Raw genomic sequence first — 15,744 nt, 5'->3', positions numbered from 1 at the left:
GCACGGTGACGGACGAGTACGCTGCCAGGACCGTGACTCCTCCTCCCGCCGCCAAGCGCCCGACGATCGCCGACGTCGCACGCGAGGCGGGGGTCTCCCGCACCACGGTGTCGCACGCCCTCAACGACCGGGGCCAGGTGCATGTCGGCACCCGCGACCACGTGAAGGAGGTCGCGGCCCGCCTCGGCTACCGACCCAGCGTCCGGGCCCAGCGTCTGCGGACCGGGCGTTCCCGCACCGTCGCCCTCCTCTCGGCGATGCCGGCCGCGGTCTCCGGCGGGCCCTCGCGTCTCGGATTCTTCACCGAGCTCGCGGTCGGGTGCGCCGAGAACGCGCTGACGCGGGGCTACAGCCTCGTCCTGGTCCCGCCGTCGGAGGATCCCGCCGCCCTGGCCGTGCTGGACATCGACGGGGCGATCCTCCTCGAGCCGCCGGGTCAGGACCCGCTCGCGGCCGAGCTCACGCAGCGAGGGGTCCCGTTCGTGACGATCGGGGAGGACCTCGGCGGCGCGCACGCGCGCCCGTCGGTCGACCTGCGCCACCGTGACGTCGCCGAGCTGCTGCTCACCCACCTGCGGGCACAGGGGGCACGGCGCGTCGGCCTCGTCCTCGGCTCCAGCGGACGACAGTCGCAGGAGACCTTCCGGGCGGTGCACCGAGAGCTCGCCGAGGCAGACGGCGTGACCCCGGTGGTCGTGACGGCCGACGAGCGCCTCGGGGAGGACGCGGGATACGCGGCGACCCGGGGCCTCCTCGAGGCGCACCCCGAGCTGGATGCGCTGTGCGTCCCGATCGACGCGTTCGCCTCCGGGGCCGCCCGTGCCGCATCCGAGGCCGGGCGCCGGGTGGGGAAGGACCTCCTGGTGGCGACCCGTTACGACGGTGTCCGTGCGCGGGCGGCACGGCCCCAGCTCACGGCGGTCGACCTGCACCTCGCGGAGGTCTCCCGTGCGGCGGTGGACCTGCTGCTGCTCGAGCTCGGCGAGACGGCGCCGGGGCCCCCCGCGCAGGTGCCCGCCCCCGTGCTCGTCGCGCGCGCCTCGACGAGGTCCGGCGGCCCCGCGGGCTAGCCGAACAGGTGGCCGCGCACGCCCAGCAGCATCGTGTCCCCGGGCTCGGTCTCGCGCAGGTACCGCGAGACCAGGTGCTCGGGGATCGCGATGCAGCCGGCCGTGGCCACCGGGTTGGCGTGCAGGAAGATCGCGTAGCCCATGCCTTCCCGGACGGCACTGTCCGGCGGGCGGTTGTAGTTGACGACGGCGCCCTGGCGGTAGTCGCCGCCCCGGGTGTGGGCGAGCCGCCACATGTTCTCGTCCGGCATGGTGTTCGCGAGGCTCGGCGTCGCTGCGTCGTAGTACCGGTTGTAGTTGACGCCCGGCGTCCCGCCCCACCGCGAGTACGGCGTGAGGATCCTGTGGTCGAGCGCCGTGCCCGGGTCGTAGAGACCGAAGGACTCCGTCACCGAGTACGCGCCGGTCGGCGTGCGGTAGGTGTGCCAGGCGGCCGGCTGACCGGGGCGGGCGGTGCCGTTCGCGCCGATGCGTGCGGACGTCGACCAGCGCTCGCGGTAGGCCTCCGACCCGGGGACCCGCTCGCACACGGTGAAGGTCGCCCACGAGGTCGACCAGGTCTCCGCGACGGCCATCGACACGCGCCCGGTCAGTCCCGTGTCGTAGCGGGACTGACCCAGGGAGAGCGGGGCGCAGCGTCCCCAGGTGGACCGGTCGGCCGAGCGCGCCCCGACGGTGTCGGTGCCGTTCCCGTCCCAGTCACCGAGGAACGTCACGTCGTAGGCGGCCGCGTAGGTGAACGACCGGTCGGCGTGGACCTGGCCGTGGCTGTCGCTCACGTGCACGGTGCTGCCCCGTCGCACCTGGAAGGTGTCGGTGCCGTCGCCGTCGGTGTCGCCCACGAGGACGCTGTCGGTGGCCCGTCCGTACGGCCACTGGACGCTCGCGGGGCCGCTGGTCAGCGTGTTGCGGACGTGGATCTGGATCCCGCGGCGGATGGCGATCGTGTCGAGGCCGTCGGCGTCGTAGTCGCCCACGTGGACCTCGTCGCCCACCCTGCCGTAGTCGAACGACAACGTCGCGAACCCGGCCGAGTTCGAGTTGCGCACGAGGAACGTGTTGCCGCGACGCACGGCGGGGGTGTCGCCCCCGTCGCCGTCCCAGTCCCCGAAGAAGACCTCGTCGCCGGCGCGACCGTAGACGAACCGGTGCGCGGTCACGGCCGACCCGCCGGACCCGGAGACGTGGAACTCGGCGCCGCGGCGCACGATCATCTCGTCGGTCCCGTTGCCGTCGGTGTCCGCGATGTACACCTCGTCGCCGGCGCGGCCGAAGATCACCTGCCGGGAGGTGGCGCCCGTGGGGGAGTCGGACAGGTGGAACGTCGGCGAGCCGCCGACCGACCCGATCGTGCCGCCCTGGTCGGGCGCGGGGCCCGCGTCGGCGCTCGCGGAGTCCGGCAGGACCACGGGCGGGGAGCCGTCGGTGGTGTCCTCCCCGTCCGGGACCGGGGCGGCTCCGGCGGGCGGACCGAGGGCGGTGACGCCCAGGAACGCGGCGCCGAGCGTGGCGACCAGGCGCCGGACGCCCGGCCCCGACCTGGCGGGGAGCGGCAGGGACGGGCGGGCGACGTGGCGCACGGGCGCTCCGATCAGTGCAGGGACGACGTCGGCGTGGATCCACCGCGAATGTAGCGGTGATCGGCGCCCCTGGGGAGGGCCCGTGCGGCGCGTCCTCAGGCGCCGCCGCGTCCTCAGGCGCTGCCGCGTCCTCAGGCGCTGCCGCGTCCTCAGGCGCCGCCGGAGACGAACTCGTGGATCGCCGTCGCGAGTCGCGCGTCCTCGACGCCGTGCCACTCGCCGGGCAGGATCGCGGCCGTCACGGCGGGGACCTTCTCGTCGAGCTCCCGCACGCCGTCGAGCATGCCGGGGTCCGTGGCGTCCGAGGCGATGACCAGCGTGGGTGTCGTGACCGACGCGAACCGCTCCGCCGGGGTCCCCGGGAGGAACGTCAGCTCGTGCACGATCGTCCGGGTGTTCTCCAGGTCCTGCTCGCTCGGGGGCGGCATCTCGTCGAGGATCTCGGCCGGGACGCCGACGACCTCGACGTCGAACCAGCGCCGGGCCGCGGCCAGGTCCTCGTCGATGAGTCGTCGCGCGTGCTCCCGCGCGGCGAGCCCCGGGTCCTCGGGCATGAGCGGCGGCTCGAGCAGGGCGAGGCGGGCGACCGGGGCGCCGGCCTCGGCCGCCAGCAGGAGCAGGGTGGCGCCGGAGGAGAATCCGTAGGCGGTGACGGGCCGGCCCTCGGCGAGGCCGACGACCGCCGCGAGGTCCTCCAGCTCACGCTCGAACGTGTACGGCTCGGTGGTCCCGCTCTCGCCCGTGCCGCGGCGGTCGTACGTCCACACCGTGAAGTGCTCGGCGAGCGCGGCGGGAAGGCCGGGCTGCGGGGTGGCTGTCCGGGACGTGGCCACGCAGTGGACCATCACGAGGTCGGGCCCCGAGCCGGTGCGGCTCCAGGCGAGCTCGGTCCCGTCCGCCGAGGTGACGGTGCCGTGGTCGGTGGGTGCGGCGTCGGACGGGTGCGCGGTGGTCGGGCGGGTATCGCCGAGGCCGGTCTCGGTCGGGCCGGAGGTGGTCACGATGGCTCCTTCGTCAGGTCGTGCGGTGCGTGCGGTTCGCGGCGGGGCGGTTGGGTGCGGGCGGCGCGGTCCGTGGCAGGACCCGGCACGGGCGCGTCGGTGCGCAGCCACTGCGCGACGGGCCGGCCGTCGCGGCGCCACCACGTGCCGGCGGGGGTCTGGGGCCAGCCGTCCGGCGAGTCCTCCCACTTCTCCTGGCGACCGAGCAGCGTCCGGTCGAGCACGAGGTTGGCCATGTCGAGCAGCTCGGTGCCGCGCGCGATCGTCTGCCACGCGAGGTAGACGACCGCCCCGTCGCGGACGAACGTCCGCAGCTGCCCGCCGCCTGCCACGGCCGGGTCGTCCAGCGCGAGCTCGACCGAGTACCAGGGCATCGTCCACCCCATGAAGTCGCGGTACGCGGCGAGCTCTGGCCACGCGCCCTCGCTGAGGACCGCGAAGGTGACGTCGCGCTCGGCCAGGTAGGCGCGGGTCGCCTCGGAGACCTGGCTCATGGAGAAGGTGCAGCCCTCGCACTGCCGGTGGAGGGGCTCCCCGTGGTGCCACATGAACGAGTAGGTGACGAGCTGGCGGCGTCCCTCGAACGCCCGGGCGAGGGACCCCTCGCCCTCGGCACCGACGAGCCGGACCGGCCCGACCCGGGTGACGGGGAGCCGGCGCCGGGCCGCGGCGAGAGCGTCGCCGGCACGGGTGTGGGCCTTCTCGGCCACGAGGTGCTCGGCCTGGGCGCGTTCCCAGGCGGTGCGGTCGACAGCGCTGTCGGCGAGGTCCATGGCGATATGTTTAACAGAGCGAACACTATCGTGTCCATAGCGGACGTGGGACGATGGTGCCATGCCGATCAAGCGTTCCTACGCGGACCACGGGGATGCCTGCGCCACCGCCCACGCCACGGAGCTCCTCGGCGACCGGTGGACGTATCCGATCCTGCGGGAGCTCATGCTCGGACCGAAGCGGTTCGTCGAGCTCGCCGAGGGCCTGCACGGCGTCACCCCCGCGGTGCTGACCACGCGGCTGCGGACCATGCGGGAGGTGGGTCTCGTAGAGCGCGTCGAGCTCCCGGCGCCTGCACGCGCCACCGCCTACCGGGTGACCGACTGGGGCCGGGAGCTGCGTCCCGTCCTCGACGCTCTGGGCCGGTGGGCGATGAGGTCCCCGGTCCGGGACGACTCCGGCGGCCTCACGCCGGACGGGGCCGTGCAGTCGATGCTCACGATGGCGCCGGCTGCCGCCCCGACGCCGGGGGTGGAGATCGGGCTGCGCCTGCACGACGCCCGGAGCTCCACGGCCCGCCCCTACGACTACCGGCTCTCCTGGGGGCAGACGCTCGAGATCGTGCGTGAGCCCGTCCCGACCGCGCGCGCCCTGGTGGCCGGCGACTCCTCCACCTGGGTGGCCGTCCTCTACGACGGCGTCCCGCTCGAGAAGATGGACGTCTCCGGGAACCGGGCCGAGGTCCGGCGTCTGATCGACGCCTTCGCCGCCTGAGGGCACCGCGCGGGCGTTCCTGCGTGTCGGACGTGAGACGACCGGCGGATGCCCGGCACCGCAGCCCCGGTAGCCGGTAGCGTCCGCACGGCGCGGACGGGCGTCGACATCGTCCCCGCGAGCACCGGACCACACACGACGAGGGGACAAGACCGGATGGCACAGAACGTGATGTTCTCGGGAGGGATCCCGGCGGACGGGGCGGAGGGCGTGTTCACCCTCCTGGCCGACACGATCGGGGACCGCGCCCTGAGCTGGCCCGACGGCGAGACCACCCCGCAGCGGCGCGGCTGGATCGGTGCGGTCAACAACGAGGTGCTCGCCACCGCCCCGTGCTTCGAGGAGGTCGACGCCGACCTCGGGCAGCCCGGCGACCACGCGTACCAGGTCTTCCGGACGCTCCGGATCCGCCCGGGTGCGACCGTGGACCTGCGCGGGCACCTGCCCTACGCGCGCGACGCCATCGACTCCTACCGCACCTTCACGCGCCTCAAGGGCGAGGGACGGATCCCGGACGGCACGCGGTTCCAGGTGTCGGTCCCGGGCGCGCACGACGTCGTGTCGATCACCTTCCCCGACGTCGAGGAGTGGCCGGTCGTCGTCGCCGCCTGGCAGGAGGCGCTGCAGGAGGAGTACCGCCGCATCCTCGAGGTCGTCCCGGCCGAGGAGCTGTGCGTCCAGGTCGACTACTGCACCGAGATGATCCACATCGGCGGCACATGGGCGCAGCTGTTCGCCTGGGTGCCGGACGAGCCGGCCGAGAGCCTGTTCGAGACCTACACGTCTCAGGACTACATCCGGGGCCACCTGGCCGGGCTGCCCGACGACGTCCGGATCGGCATCCACGTCTGTTGCGGCACCTCGCCCAGCTTCCCGGTCCAGGACCTGGCGGACATCGGGCTCCCGGTGCGGCTGTCCAACGCCATCCAGCGCGCCTCGGGCGGCGTGATCGACTTCTTCCACCTGCCGGCGCTCGTCGACTCCGGCGATGCCTACTTCGCCCCGCTCGCGGATCTCGACGCCGGCGGGGCCACGATCTACCTCGGCCTCGAGTGCAACGACGGCATCGAGGCGATGGACCGGCGGATGGCCGCGGCGCGCACGTACCTGCCGGACTTCGGGGTGGCGCACTACTGCGGCTACTTCTGGAACCAGGCGATCATGCCCGAGCTGCTCGCGACCCTCGCCGAGGGTGCGGACCGGCAGGCCGCCACCCTCTGACGGGACGGCGGGGCCGCCCGGCCGGCACGGCCACGCTGTGACTTCGTCTGCTGAATGGCGGGGTTCTTCGGTCGCTTCGTGGCGGGGTCAGGTGACACCGATGACCAGGGTGCTCTGTGCGGCTTCGATGACGTCGTTGGTGATGGTGTCGAGTTCGTTGATCTTCAGGACCCGCTGGATCTGGGGGAAGAGGCGTTCGAGGAGCCGGAAGTTGCCGCGGGTGATCCGTGCGATGGCTGCGATGGCTTGGGCGTCGGTGAAGTCGTCGGGGTCGAGGGTCTTGCCGAGGGATCGCCAGTGTCGCTCGAGGACGAACAGCAGTTCGTCTTGTCCCAGGGGCCGGTACTGGTGGGCGAAGCCGACTCGGCTGTAGAACTGGGGGTAGTGGCTGAACTGCTTCTCCAGGCCGGGCATGCCGATCAGGATCAGGGCGATGCCGTCGCGGTCGTAGCGATCGCGCAGCAGTTCCAGCGCGGCGGGACGCAGTCGTTCGGCCTCGTCGACGATGATCAGCTCCACGTAGTTCCTGCCGTGTCGCCATCCCCAGGCCTCGGGAGTGGCCGTGCCGGGAGGTACGAGGTGCTGCTCGATGCACATGTTGGTGCGGGTGATGGCTTGGGTCAGCTCGTCCTTCAGGGTCCGCGGGGTGGTCAGCACGCTGGGGGTGTAGAGCACGGTGCGGCTCCGGTTCAAGGCGGCGTAGATCTTGGCGTCGTTGTCGGAGCGCGGCCCCCAGTAGGTCAGCAGGTCATGAGCCTTCTCGTAGTGTGCGTAGCGGCGTGCGGAGAGTGTCTTTCCTACGCCGGCTGATCCGAAGCACAAACCGATGGTGTGCCCGCGGCGCACGGCGTCGGCGAACTCGGTGAAGCGGCGGTGCTCCTTGGTGACGATGAAGCGCTGGCTCACCTGAGGTCCTCCTTGTAGATCTTCAACGCCGACCTCGGCGCCGGAGCCGGTGCTTCGGTGATCCGTGGCGTCTCGGTAGGTGCGGCCACGAGGGCGATGCGTTCGTTGATGCCGGCTCGCAGCGCCCGGCGGCGGGCGTTGCGCGCGGCCTGGATCTCCTTGAGGCTGACCTTCTGGTCGTGGTGCTCTTGGTTGACGGCCTTGCAGACGAATTCGTCGTGATCGAAGACGCGGATCTCGGTGATGTCGCGGGGGTCGTAGCGGATCACGACCGAGCGTCCGACGTAGCCGGCCAGAGTTGGCGAGACGTAGCGCAGGCCCTGGAAGCGGATGCCATCGCGGCGCACGACGCGGGTCTTGGCGACGGTTAACAGCAGTCTGTCGAGGTCTTCCAGGCTCTCGGGCATTCGGGGCAGCCAGCCATCGGCGATCCACGCGCTGCGCGGGGAGGTTCCGAGCTCGCTGTGCGTGCGGTCGTTGTAGGTGGCCACGAACGCCTCCAGGGCGCTATCGAGGGCGGCCAGGGACAGTTTCGGTGTCGGCCAGGGGTGCCCTTCGGTGATGAGTCCGGGCAGGGTGGCGAGTAGCTCGGTGTTGATGGTGCCGAAGAACCGCTCGATCTTGCCCCGTCCCTGGGGTCGGGCGACGGTGGAGTGGATCAGTCGGATGTGGAGGTCGACGGCGGTGTGGGCGAGCTGGTCACTGGTGAAGTCGCTGCCGTGGTCGACGTAGAGCACGTCGGGCAGGCCGCACATCGGCCAGGCCGGGTCGGTCTTGTGCCAGATCGCTTGGCGCAGCGCCAGGGCGGTGTTCATCGCCGACGGTGCGCCCAGGAAGACTGTGTAGCCGCAGACCGCCCGCGAGCAGTCGTCGAGGATCGTTGTCAGCCATGGCCGTGCGGGCTTGCCGTCGGTGCCCACCACCAGGATGTCGAGCATGGTGTGATCGGATTGCCACATCGCGTTGGGCAGCTCTGCTTGCCGGCGTAGCACCAGCTCGTGCTTGTCGCGGTAGGACGCTGCGCCCTCCAGGGCGAGGGTGACCATGCCGGGATCCAGGGTCCGCACGATGTCCCACACCACCGAGTAGGAGGGGACCGGCCACCTCCGGGCGGCGCAGATGCCCGTGACTTTGCGATGGATCGTGGCGATGGCCGGCCGCGGCTTGCTCAGTGCCAGGCCCTCGATCAGGTCGACGAGGTCGGGCGGAAGGCGGCGGGAGCCGGCGTCCGCCCGTGAGGCCGTCTCCAGTCCGGCGTAGCCGTCGGCGCGGTAGCGGGCGTGCCAGCGCTCCAGGGTCCGCAGCCCTACATCGGTCTCGCGAGCTAAGCGCGCGAGGGGCACCTGGTCCTCGACGTGGAGCCTGAGGATTCGCCACCGCGCTCGAGCGTCCACGACGCACCTACTGCACGACGTTCTCGCGCCCGCGCTCGGCGCGCTGAAGGGCGCGGTAGACCGTGGAGCGGCCCACGCTGAACAGCTCGGCCAGCTCGCCCACGGTGTGCTCGTCGGCAGCATGTAGCTGGACGAGGTGAGCTTCTTGCCGGGGGGTGAGTTTCGGTGACTTCCCGCGCAGCCGGCCCTTGGCCTTGGCGACCTTCATCCCCTCGCGGGTGCGGGCACGGATGAGGTCGGCTTCGAACTCGGCGACCATCGCCAGCACGTTGAACAACAGTTTCCCCATCGGGTCGGTCGGGTCGTACACCGATCCGGCGATGCTCAGCTTCACTTCCCGCGCCGCGAGGTCGTCGGCGATCTGGTGGGCATCACGGACTGAACGCGCCAGCCGATCGAGCTTGGTGACCACGAACGTATCGCCGTCCCGACAGGCAGCCAGCGCCTGCCGCAGGCCCTCACGGTCGGCGTTGCGGCCCGTGAGCCCGTGATCGACGTAGATGCGCTTGGGATCGACGCCGAACGCCGCGAGTCCGTCACGCTGCGCGGTCAGGTCCTGCTCGTCGGTGGAGACTCGGGCATAGCCGACCTTCAAGGGGGACATGCTCCCCAGTGTGTCATATAGCCTCCCTTCACCGGACAGTTCACCGGACGGGTCTTACGGGACAACCCGCCAGGCGTGCCGCCGTTCCTCTCGATCAGTAGCGGTGGTGTCCGGTGAGGGTTCCCCATGCGGGCATGCGATCTGGGCTGACGCCTGTGACCGAGTATTCAGTTCGCGCTGTACAGTTCAGTCCATGCTGACTATTGCTTCGCGTCTCGACGTGATGAACCGCCTGGGTCGTGCACTGGCCGACCCCACTCGATCCCGGATCATCTTGACCCTGCTCGACCATCCCGCTTACCCGGCGGAACTGGCCCGAGATCTGGACCTGACACGCCCGAACGTGTCCAACCACCTGGCATGCCTGCGCGATTGCGGGATCGTCGCCTCCGAGCCCGAGGGTCGTCGGACACGATATGAGATCGCCGATTCGCACCTGGCGCAGGCGCTGACGGCACTGGTCGATGCCACCCTGGCAGTGGACGAAGACGCCCCGTGCATCGATCCCGCCTGCTCGCTTCCCGGATGCGACGCAGCTGGGGAGGGCGCATGATCCTCACCTCGGTCTTGCAGGCGATGGGCCTGTTCGCAGCGACCAACATCGACGACATCATCGTGCTCTCCCTCTTCTTCGCGCGAGGGGCAGGCCAGCGCGGCACTACCGCCCGCATTCTGGCCGGCCAGTACCTCGGATTCGCCGGCATCCTCGGTGCCGCGGTCCTGGTGACCATCGGCGCCGGAACATTCCTGCCCTCGGCAGCCATCCCGTACTTCGGTCTCATCCCTCTGGGCCTCGGCCTCTGGGCCGCATGGCAGGCCTGGCGCGGAGACGATGACGACGATGACGACGAGGCCAAGGTTGCCGGCAAGAAGGTCGGCGTGTGGACAGTCGCAGGCGTCACCCTTGCCAACGGCGGCGACAACATCGGCGTCTACACCCCTGTCTTCCTCAGCGTGGAACCTCTCGCAGTAGTCGCCTACTGCATCGTCTTCCTCGCGCTCGTCGCGGTCCTGGTGGCCCTGGCAAAGTTCGTCGCCACCCGCCCCCCGATCGCCGAAGTGCTCGAACGCTGGGAGCACATCCTCTTCCCCATCGTTCTCATCGGCCTCGGCATCGTGATCCTCGTCAGCGGCGGAGCCTTCGGACTCTGACGTAGCGGCAGCGATCCAAACGGCCCCGACCGGGCGCACCCCTCTCGGTTCAGACCGCGACACCTACCTGCAGCCAGTCCTGCGTGATCGCGGCAACAAGACCGCCACGGAGCGCTGCAAAAACCCCGCCACCAAGCGAACGAAGCCACAGCCACGCTCCGCCGCCCTACCCCCGCACGAGGTCCGGCGCGGGCGGGTCGAGCGTGAGCCCGGCGGAGCGGTAGGCGCCGATCCCGGCCGCGTTGTGCCCTTCCGTCTTCACCAGGACGCTCGAGGCGCCCATCCCGCGGAGGTGCGCCGCGGCGGCGAGCGTGATCGCGCGCCCGTACCCACGGCCGCGGTGGTCCCGGTGCGCGCCGAGCGGCTCGATGAGCCCGGGCCGGCCGGGCCCCGCCGACCACACGCTCGCCGCGGCGACCGCGGTGCCGGCGTCGTCGCGGACCAGCAGGCAGGCGGCGTCGGCGTAGGGCGGGGACGCGGCGAGCGTGCGCCACTGGTCGATCGTGAACCGCGAGGAGTCGAACGCGGCGTGCTGGAGCCCGACGCGCTCCGTCGCGGTGGCCGCGTCGACCACCTCGACCCGGACCCCGGGGTCCTCGACCGGTTCCGTGAGGTCACGGCGCAGCGCAGCCCAGGTCTCGCCCGCGCGCCAGCCAGAGCCGAGCAGCGCGTCCGACAGGGCCGTCCCGGCCGGTACCTCGACGGCGGCCGCGCCGTCGGCGAGGAGGCCTCGGGCGGGGTCGGCGACGTCGTCGGCGACGGCCCGTGCCAGGGCCCCGTCCGACGCGAGAGCGGGGTCGATCCCCATCCGCACGAGCCCGGGACCGTCGAGGAAGCCGACGGCGACCAGCCGACCGTCGCGGTGCCACGTCCGCAGGGCGGTCGCGGCGGTCTCGGCGCCGAGGCGCCAGTGCCACGCGACGTCGCCGGGGTGCAGCTGGGTCGGCGCCCCGTCGAGCTGCCACGGTCGCAGGCTCCCGACGACGCCGGGCAGTTCTTCCACGGTCGGCGTGGACAGCGTGATCGTCATGTGGTGATCACAGCGCACGGCGAATGGGTGGGTCGACCGGAAATCGGCGGAGCCGCTGTCGTTGCCGGCGCGGGGCGTCGGCACGTTGATCGGTGATCGGTGATCGCAGCCGCGCCCCCGTGACAGCAGATGCCGTCGTCGCGCCATGGACGATCTGGCCGCGCTGGCGAGGTCCAGCGACGAGGCTGTCGCTCGAGCGCGGCGGGTACTCGTGGCAGGTGTCCGCCGGGCGGCCGCCCGGGGCATGTCGCAGCGCACTGTCGCGCGCGAGATCGGCCGGAGCCAGCCGGAGGTGTCGAGGCTGCTGCGGTTCCACTCCGGCAGCCCTCTCGGTCGCAGACTGCGTGCGGTCCGGGACGACGTGCGTCGGACGGTGGCGGCTGCCGGAGGAAGCAATGTTCGCGTGTTCGGCTCGGTCGCCATGGGGTGATGACAGCGCAGGAGCCCGTGGCGGTCGATGGTTCGCCCTGGCGTGGTATCGCGGTTGATACCTTCGGAGCCATGGCCATGGCCATGGCCTTGCGCCTCACCGATGCAGAGACCGACGCACTGCGCCGTCGTGCCGAGCTCGAGTCGCGTTCGATGCAGGACGTTGCACGGCAGGCCGTCCGTGAGTACGTGGACAACCACAGTCGGGCGGAGCTGCTGGACCGGGTGCTGGACCACGAGCTGCCGAGGTACCGGGAGGCGCTGGATCGGCTCAGTCGGTGATCTATCTGAGTCCGGCTGATCTCCTGCACGTCGCCGAGAGGGCGATCGGCGCGGTGCCGGTGGTCCGCGACCACGGGCTCCTGGCTTCCGCGTCAGCCCGGCCGCAGGCGACGGCCTTCGGAGCCGACGCCTATCAGGAGCTCGAGGACAAGGTTGCCGCGCTCCTGCACTCACTGGCCTGCAACCATGCGCTGGTCGATGGCAACGAGCGCCTCGCGCTGGGTGCGACGATCGCCTTCCTCGGGGTCAACGGGCGGCGACTCACCCTCACCAACGATGAGGCGTACCACCAGGTGATGACGGTCGCCGAGGGTGCGCAGGAGGACATCGCGGGACTCGCGGCACGGATCCGGTCCGGTTCCCGTCCGTGGTGATCGACGGCTCCGCCTGATCCACTGCCCATGCGTGTGCGCGGGATCGAAACGGCGCCGAGGGCGCGGTATGTCGCCGAGGGCGCGGGTTCTCGCCGAGTGGGAGGCCGCTGGGCGTCCGTTCGGTACGCTGACCGTGTCCTCGGCGTCGGCCGGCCGACGCAGGAGCACCCGCAGGTGTCTGTCGCTGCCGTCGACGTCACGTCGGCAGCCCACCGACGCCGGCCGACCTCAGGACCGAGGCCCGAGCCGCTCCGGCAGGCCCAGCTCGGCGAACCGGTCCGCGGCGTCCAGCCAGGTGGTGGCGCGCCGGACCCGGCCCGCGTCCGTCTCCAGACCGAGGACGGCGAACGGCACCCAGCCGGCGCCCTCGGGCCGGTACTGGCCGAACATCGTCGTGCCGTTCGCCGCGAACGGCACGAGCCGGTGCCCCTGACATCCTCCCGGCGTCGCGAACGCCTCGAGCACGTGCGCGCGCCCGTCGAGCCACCAGGAGAACGGGGGCATCGACGTACGCACGTCCTCGTGGAGGACCGCGCGCATGAGGTCGACGTCGTGCGCCTCGAACGCCGCCTGGTAGCGGGCGAGCAGCGCCTCGTCGACGGGAGCGGCGTCCGCTCCGGCTCCCGACGGGAGACGTGCTGCGGCTCCCGGTGCGGCGCCCGCCCCAACTCCCGGTGCGTGGCCCGCCCCAGTTCCCGGTGCGTGGCCCGCCCCAGTTCCCGGTGCGGCGCCCGCCCCGTCGCCCGGGCCGGCGTCGGCGCCCGCCCCGTCGCCCGCCTCGGCCCCGGCGTCGGCCCGGAGCGCCTGCCGTGCCCGCCGGAGGGTGGAGTGCGTGGCGCTCGCCGAGAGCCCGAGCGCCTCCCCGGTCTCCGCCGCGCTCATCCGGTACACGTCCCGCAGCAGGAGGACGGCACGCTGCTGGGCGGAGAGTCGCTGCAGGGCGAGCACGAACGCCACCCGGAGGCTTTCCCGGCCCACAGCGCGCTCGGCGGGGTCCACGCTGCGCGAGTCGGCGATCGGGGTCACCCAGCGCTCGGGCTCCGGCTCGGCGAGCGGCGTCTCCGGCGAGCTCGGCCCGGTGAGGTCCATCGGCAGCGCGCGCCGCTGGACGCGGCGGTGCAGGTCGATGCACACGCGCGACGCCGCGGCATAGGCCCAGCTGCGCAGCGAGCCCCGGGCCGGGTCGAAGCTGCCGGCGGACCGCCACAGCCGGACGAGGGTCTCCTGGACCGCGTCCTCCGCCTCGTGCGCGTCGCCCAGCATCCGGTAGCAGAGCCCCGTCAGCCCCTGGCGCAGTCCGTCCAGCTCCTCCGCGCTCACCGCGGGTGCGGGGTGCGCCTCGCTCGTCACCACGCCCATGACGCTACGGCGCGACCGCTCCGGGCAGTGGCCGCCTGGCCGTGAGCATGGCCAGGAGCTCGGTGGCCGGCGCCTCGACGATGCGGTCGCCCCCGCCGACGCTCACGTTTGCGTCCGTCGCGACGAGCCGGTAGTTCTTGAGCCCGACGCCGAAGAACCCCCAGTTCTCCGGCCCGCCGCCGGAGATCGCGCGGGCGACGGTCCCGGCCGGTGGGCCCGGCAGCCCGAGCGGCACGGTGATGTCGAGGCCGTGGATGACGTCGTGTGCGAGAGCGCCCTCGAAGCCGTCGCCGTCGGGGGACCACCGACTCTCGATGCCGGACCGGTAGAGGTCGAGCAGCTCGGCGTCGGTGCGGGCGGCCGCGTCCTCGCGGGCCCAGCGGTCGAGCATGGCGTTCATGTCCTCGATCGAGCTGATCTCGGCCGAGCCGTACTCCTCGTCGGCGTGGGTGAGGTGCGCGGTCATGTGGGCCACCACCTCCCGGACCGTCCAGTGCTCGCACAGGCTGCTCGCCCGCCACTGCTGCGCCGTCAGCTCGGCGAGGAGGTCGGCCAGCCGGGTGCGCTCGGTGACCAGGATGTCGAAGGTCGGTGTCATGGGAGCTCTCCTGTCGATGCGGGACGGCGGTCGCCGGCCCCACCGGTGGATACGCAGCGGCGTCCCGAGATTCGTCGCGGCCGCTCCGGGACCCGTCGCCGTCGTCGCTGCCGGCCCGACGGTCCGGCGGCCGGTCGCGCCGCTGCCGGTGCCCGTCGCGACCCCGGCCCGGGCTACTGTCAGGAGCACCATGGCCACGCCGACCGCCGATGCCCCCACCCGGCTTCAGGTCCCGATCTCGCTGCTCGACCGCTCCCGCACCCGGGAGGGCGAGCCGGCAGGCGCCGCCCTCGCCAGCACGGTCGAGCGCGCCGTCCGCGCGGAACGGCTCGGCCTGGGCCGCGTCTGGGTCGCCGAGCACCACGCGGTGCCGGGCATCGCGAGCGGCGCGCCGCCCCTGCTCATGGCCGCGATCGCCGCCCGCACCGAGCGCATCCGCGTCGCCTCCGCGGGCGTCATGCTGCCCAACCACGCGCCGCTCGTCGTCGCCGAGCAGGCCCGGATGCTCGAGGCCCTGCACCCGGGCCGGATCGACCTCGGTGTGGGCCGCTCGCTCGGCTTCACCGCGCCGGTGCGCGAGGCCCTCGGCGTCACGCGGTACCCGCCGGCCGAGTTCTCCGCCGACATCGAAGCCCTCGCCGCGTTCTTCGCCGACGACGGCCCGGTCACCGCGATGCCCCGCGGAGTCGCCCCGCCGCCCGTCTACGTGCTCGCCGGCCGGTCGGGCCTCGCGGTGGCGGCCGAGCGCGGGCTGCCCGTCGTCGTCGGGGGCCCGATCCTGTGGGGCGACCTCGCTGCCCTGGACGGCTACCGTCGCGACTTCCGCCCCTCGCCCGCGAACCCCGAGCCGCGGCTCCTCGTCAGCGTCGACGTGCTGATCGCCGAGACCGCCGACCGCGCCCGGGCGCTCGCGCTGCACGAGGCGTGGGCGATGGTCGAGTCCACCGCCCTTGGCGCGTTCCCACCCCTGCGGACGGCGCCGCACGCGCGGTTGACCGACAAGCAGGAGGCTGCCGTCCAGCAGCACCTCGACCTGGGGATCTCCGGGACCCGGGACGAGGTCGCCGCCCGGCTGGCGGACCTCGTGGCGCGCACGGGGGCGAGCGAGGTCGTGGCGTTCTCGTCCACCGCCGACCGCACGGCGCTCGCCGCCTCGGACGCTGCGCTCGCCGAGCTGTCCGGTCCGGCCGGCGGGTAGCGGCCCGGCGAACCCGGTGCGGGCACGCACCGGGGCGCGGCCCCGAACCCGGTGCGGG

18 protein-coding genes are annotated in these 15,744 nt (G+C 72.5%); 9 read left to right on the top strand and 9 right to left on the bottom strand.

What is annotated here, in order from left to right:
• Positions 1-32 precede the first annotated feature (32 nt).
• Positions 33-1,070 (top strand): LacI family DNA-binding transcriptional regulator, encoded by a 1,038-nt coding sequence (locus tag AC24HA_RS01280; RefSeq protein ID WP_425707294.1) that lies wholly within the window; start codon positions 33-35, stop codon positions 1,068-1,070.
• Here the strand turns inward: AC24HA_RS01280 and AC24HA_RS01275 are convergent.
• The 3 genes from AC24HA_RS01275 to AC24HA_RS01265 form a co-directional block, all read right to left on the bottom strand.
• Positions 1,067-2,650 (bottom strand): hypothetical protein, encoded by a 1,584-nt coding sequence (locus tag AC24HA_RS01275; RefSeq protein ID WP_425707295.1) that lies wholly within the window; start codon positions 2,648-2,650, stop codon positions 1,067-1,069. The two genes, AC24HA_RS01280 and AC24HA_RS01275, sit on opposite strands and share 4 nt — an antisense overlap.
• 149 nt (positions 2,651-2,799) lie before the next feature.
• Positions 2,800-3,651 (bottom strand): alpha/beta fold hydrolase, encoded by an 852-nt coding sequence (locus tag AC24HA_RS01270; protein ID WP_425707296.1) that lies wholly within the window; start codon positions 3,649-3,651, stop codon positions 2,800-2,802.
• A complete protein-coding gene (locus tag AC24HA_RS01265) occupies positions 3,648-4,424 on the bottom strand; it encodes a DUF899 family protein (RefSeq protein ID WP_425707297.1) in 777 nt (258 codons plus the stop codon). Before AC24HA_RS01265 ends, AC24HA_RS01270 begins: the two co-directional genes overlap by 4 nt.
• A gap of 61 nt (positions 4,425-4,485) precedes the next feature.
• Here AC24HA_RS01265 and AC24HA_RS01260 point away from each other — a divergent pair, with 61 nt between their 5' ends.
• Both AC24HA_RS01260 and AC24HA_RS01255 read left to right on the top strand, forming a co-directional pair.
• Entirely contained in the window at positions 4,486-5,139 is a 654-nt protein-coding gene (locus AC24HA_RS01260) for a winged helix-turn-helix transcriptional regulator (RefSeq protein WP_425707298.1), read from the top strand.
• Between the two features lie 156 nt (positions 5,140-5,295).
• Entirely contained in the window at positions 5,296-6,360 is a 1,065-nt protein-coding gene (locus AC24HA_RS01255) for a hypothetical protein (protein ID WP_425707299.1), read from the top strand.
• 87 nt (positions 6,361-6,447) lie between these two features.
• Here the strand turns inward: AC24HA_RS01255 and AC24HA_RS01250 are convergent, their stop codons facing one another.
• Genes AC24HA_RS01250 through AC24HA_RS01240 form a run of 3 tightly spaced genes read right to left on the bottom strand, consistent with a single transcriptional unit; the run spans position 6,448 to position 9,264 of the window.
• On the bottom strand, positions 6,448-7,266 hold the full coding sequence (locus AC24HA_RS01250; RefSeq protein ID WP_010552309.1) for an AAA family ATPase: 819 nt from the start codon (positions 7,264-7,266) through the stop codon (positions 6,448-6,450).
• Positions 7,263-8,660 (bottom strand): Mu transposase C-terminal domain-containing protein, encoded by a 1,398-nt coding sequence (locus AC24HA_RS01245; RefSeq protein ID WP_095797975.1) that lies wholly within the window; start codon positions 8,658-8,660, stop codon positions 7,263-7,265. Before AC24HA_RS01245 ends, AC24HA_RS01250 begins: the two co-directional genes overlap by 4 nt.
• 7 nt (positions 8,661-8,667) lie before the next feature.
• The gene (locus tag AC24HA_RS01240) at positions 8,668-9,264 is read right to left on the bottom strand and encodes a recombinase family protein (protein WP_006590953.1); all 597 of its coding nucleotides are present in this window, start codon (positions 9,262-9,264) and stop codon (positions 8,668-8,670) included.
• 193 nt (positions 9,265-9,457) lie between these two features.
• Here AC24HA_RS01240 and cmtR point away from each other — a divergent pair, with 193 nt between their 5' ends.
• Complete coding sequence (gene cmtR / locus AC24HA_RS01235) at positions 9,458-9,817, top strand: Cd(II)/Pb(II)-sensing metalloregulatory transcriptional regulator CmtR (RefSeq protein WP_082157299.1); 360 nt, start codon at positions 9,458-9,460, stop codon at positions 9,815-9,817.
• Positions 9,814-10,416, top strand: coding sequence for a cadmium resistance transporter (locus AC24HA_RS01230; RefSeq protein ID WP_038992391.1), 603 nt, complete (start codon positions 9,814-9,816; stop codon positions 10,414-10,416). The genes cmtR and AC24HA_RS01230 overlap by 4 nt, the downstream gene beginning before the upstream one ends.
• Positions 10,417-10,582: 166 nt before the next feature.
• Here the strand turns inward: AC24HA_RS01230 and AC24HA_RS01225 are convergent, their stop codons facing one another.
• A complete protein-coding gene (locus tag AC24HA_RS01225; protein WP_425707300.1) occupies positions 10,583-11,446 on the bottom strand; it encodes a GNAT family N-acetyltransferase in 864 nt (287 codons plus the stop codon).
• A 145-nt stretch (positions 11,447-11,591) separates the two neighbouring features.
• Between AC24HA_RS01225 and AC24HA_RS01220 the strand changes: the two genes are divergently transcribed.
• The 3 genes from AC24HA_RS01220 to AC24HA_RS01210 all read left to right on the top strand — a co-directional run bounded on the left by AC24HA_RS01220 (position 11,592) and on the right by AC24HA_RS01210 (position 12,531).
• Positions 11,592-11,876, top strand: coding sequence for a hypothetical protein (locus AC24HA_RS01220; protein ID WP_487563563.1), 285 nt, complete (start codon positions 11,592-11,594; stop codon positions 11,874-11,876).
• A gap of 77 nt (positions 11,877-11,953) precedes the next feature.
• The gene (locus AC24HA_RS01215; protein ID WP_487563598.1) at positions 11,954-12,157 is read left to right on the top strand and encodes a ribbon-helix-helix protein, CopG family; all 204 of its coding nucleotides are present in this window, start codon (positions 11,954-11,956) and stop codon (positions 12,155-12,157) included.
• Positions 12,154-12,531 (top strand): type II toxin-antitoxin system death-on-curing family toxin, encoded by a 378-nt coding sequence (locus tag AC24HA_RS01210; protein WP_425707302.1) that lies wholly within the window; start codon positions 12,154-12,156, stop codon positions 12,529-12,531. The genes AC24HA_RS01215 and AC24HA_RS01210 overlap by 4 nt, the downstream gene beginning before the upstream one ends.
• A gap of 228 nt (positions 12,532-12,759) precedes the next feature.
• Here the strand turns inward: AC24HA_RS01210 and AC24HA_RS01205 are convergent, their stop codons facing one another.
• Both AC24HA_RS01205 and AC24HA_RS01200 read right to left on the bottom strand, forming a co-directional pair.
• Positions 12,760-13,884 (bottom strand): sigma-70 family RNA polymerase sigma factor, encoded by a 1,125-nt coding sequence (locus AC24HA_RS01205; protein WP_425707303.1) that lies wholly within the window; start codon positions 13,882-13,884, stop codon positions 12,760-12,762.
• A 10-nt stretch (positions 13,885-13,894) separates the two neighbouring features.
• Positions 13,895-14,488 carry a maleylpyruvate isomerase family mycothiol-dependent enzyme gene (locus tag AC24HA_RS01200; RefSeq protein ID WP_425707304.1) on the bottom strand — a complete coding sequence of 198 codons (594 nt, stop codon included), beginning with the start codon at positions 14,486-14,488 and terminating at the stop codon, positions 13,895-13,897.
• Between the two features lie 190 nt (positions 14,489-14,678).
• On the opposite strand from AC24HA_RS01200, the gene AC24HA_RS01195 reads away from it, so the two are divergent.
• A complete protein-coding gene (locus AC24HA_RS01195; RefSeq protein ID WP_425707305.1) occupies positions 14,679-15,686 on the top strand; it encodes an MsnO8 family LLM class oxidoreductase in 1,008 nt (335 codons plus the stop codon).
• Positions 15,687-15,744: the final 58 nt, after the last annotated feature.

It is taken from the genome of Georgenia sp. Z1491, assembly GCF_057652395.1.
This window is presented reverse-complemented; position numbering and strand designations above follow the sequence as displayed.

What these genes read in the sequence shown, in the direction of transcription:
- AC24HA_RS01265 (WP_425707297.1), bottom strand. Translation starts at nt 4,424, where the DNA reads ATGGACCTCGCCGACAGCGCTGTCGACCGCACCGCCTGGGAACGCGCC.
- AC24HA_RS01260 (WP_425707298.1), top strand. Translation starts at nt 4,486, where the DNA reads ATGCCGATCAAGCGTTCCTACGCGGACCACGGGGATGCCTGCGCCACC.
- AC24HA_RS01255 (WP_425707299.1), top strand. Translation starts at nt 5,296, where the DNA reads ATGGCACAGAACGTGATGTTCTCGGGAGGGATCCCGGCGGACGGGGCG.
- AC24HA_RS01240 (WP_006590953.1), bottom strand. Translation starts at nt 9,264, where the DNA reads ATGTCCCCCTTGAAGGTCGGCTATGCCCGAGTCTCCACCGACGAGCAG.
- cmtR (WP_082157299.1), top strand. Translation starts at nt 9,458, where the DNA reads ATGCTGACTATTGCTTCGCGTCTCGACGTGATGAACCGCCTGGGTCGT.
- AC24HA_RS01230 (WP_038992391.1), top strand. Translation starts at nt 9,814, where the DNA reads ATGATCCTCACCTCGGTCTTGCAGGCGATGGGCCTGTTCGCAGCGACC.
- AC24HA_RS01225 (WP_425707300.1), bottom strand. Translation starts at nt 11,446, where the DNA reads ATGACGATCACGCTGTCCACGCCGACCGTGGAAGAACTGCCCGGCGTC.
- AC24HA_RS01220 (WP_487563563.1), top strand. Translation starts at nt 11,592, where the DNA reads ATGGACGATCTGGCCGCGCTGGCGAGGTCCAGCGACGAGGCTGTCGCT.
- AC24HA_RS01215 (WP_487563598.1), top strand. Translation starts at nt 11,954, where the DNA reads ATGGCCATGGCCTTGCGCCTCACCGATGCAGAGACCGACGCACTGCGC.
- AC24HA_RS01200 (WP_425707304.1), bottom strand. Translation starts at nt 14,488, where the DNA reads ATGACACCGACCTTCGACATCCTGGTCACCGAGCGCACCCGGCTGGCC.
- AC24HA_RS01195 (WP_425707305.1), top strand. Translation starts at nt 14,679, where the DNA reads ATGGCCACGCCGACCGCCGATGCCCCCACCCGGCTTCAGGTCCCGATC.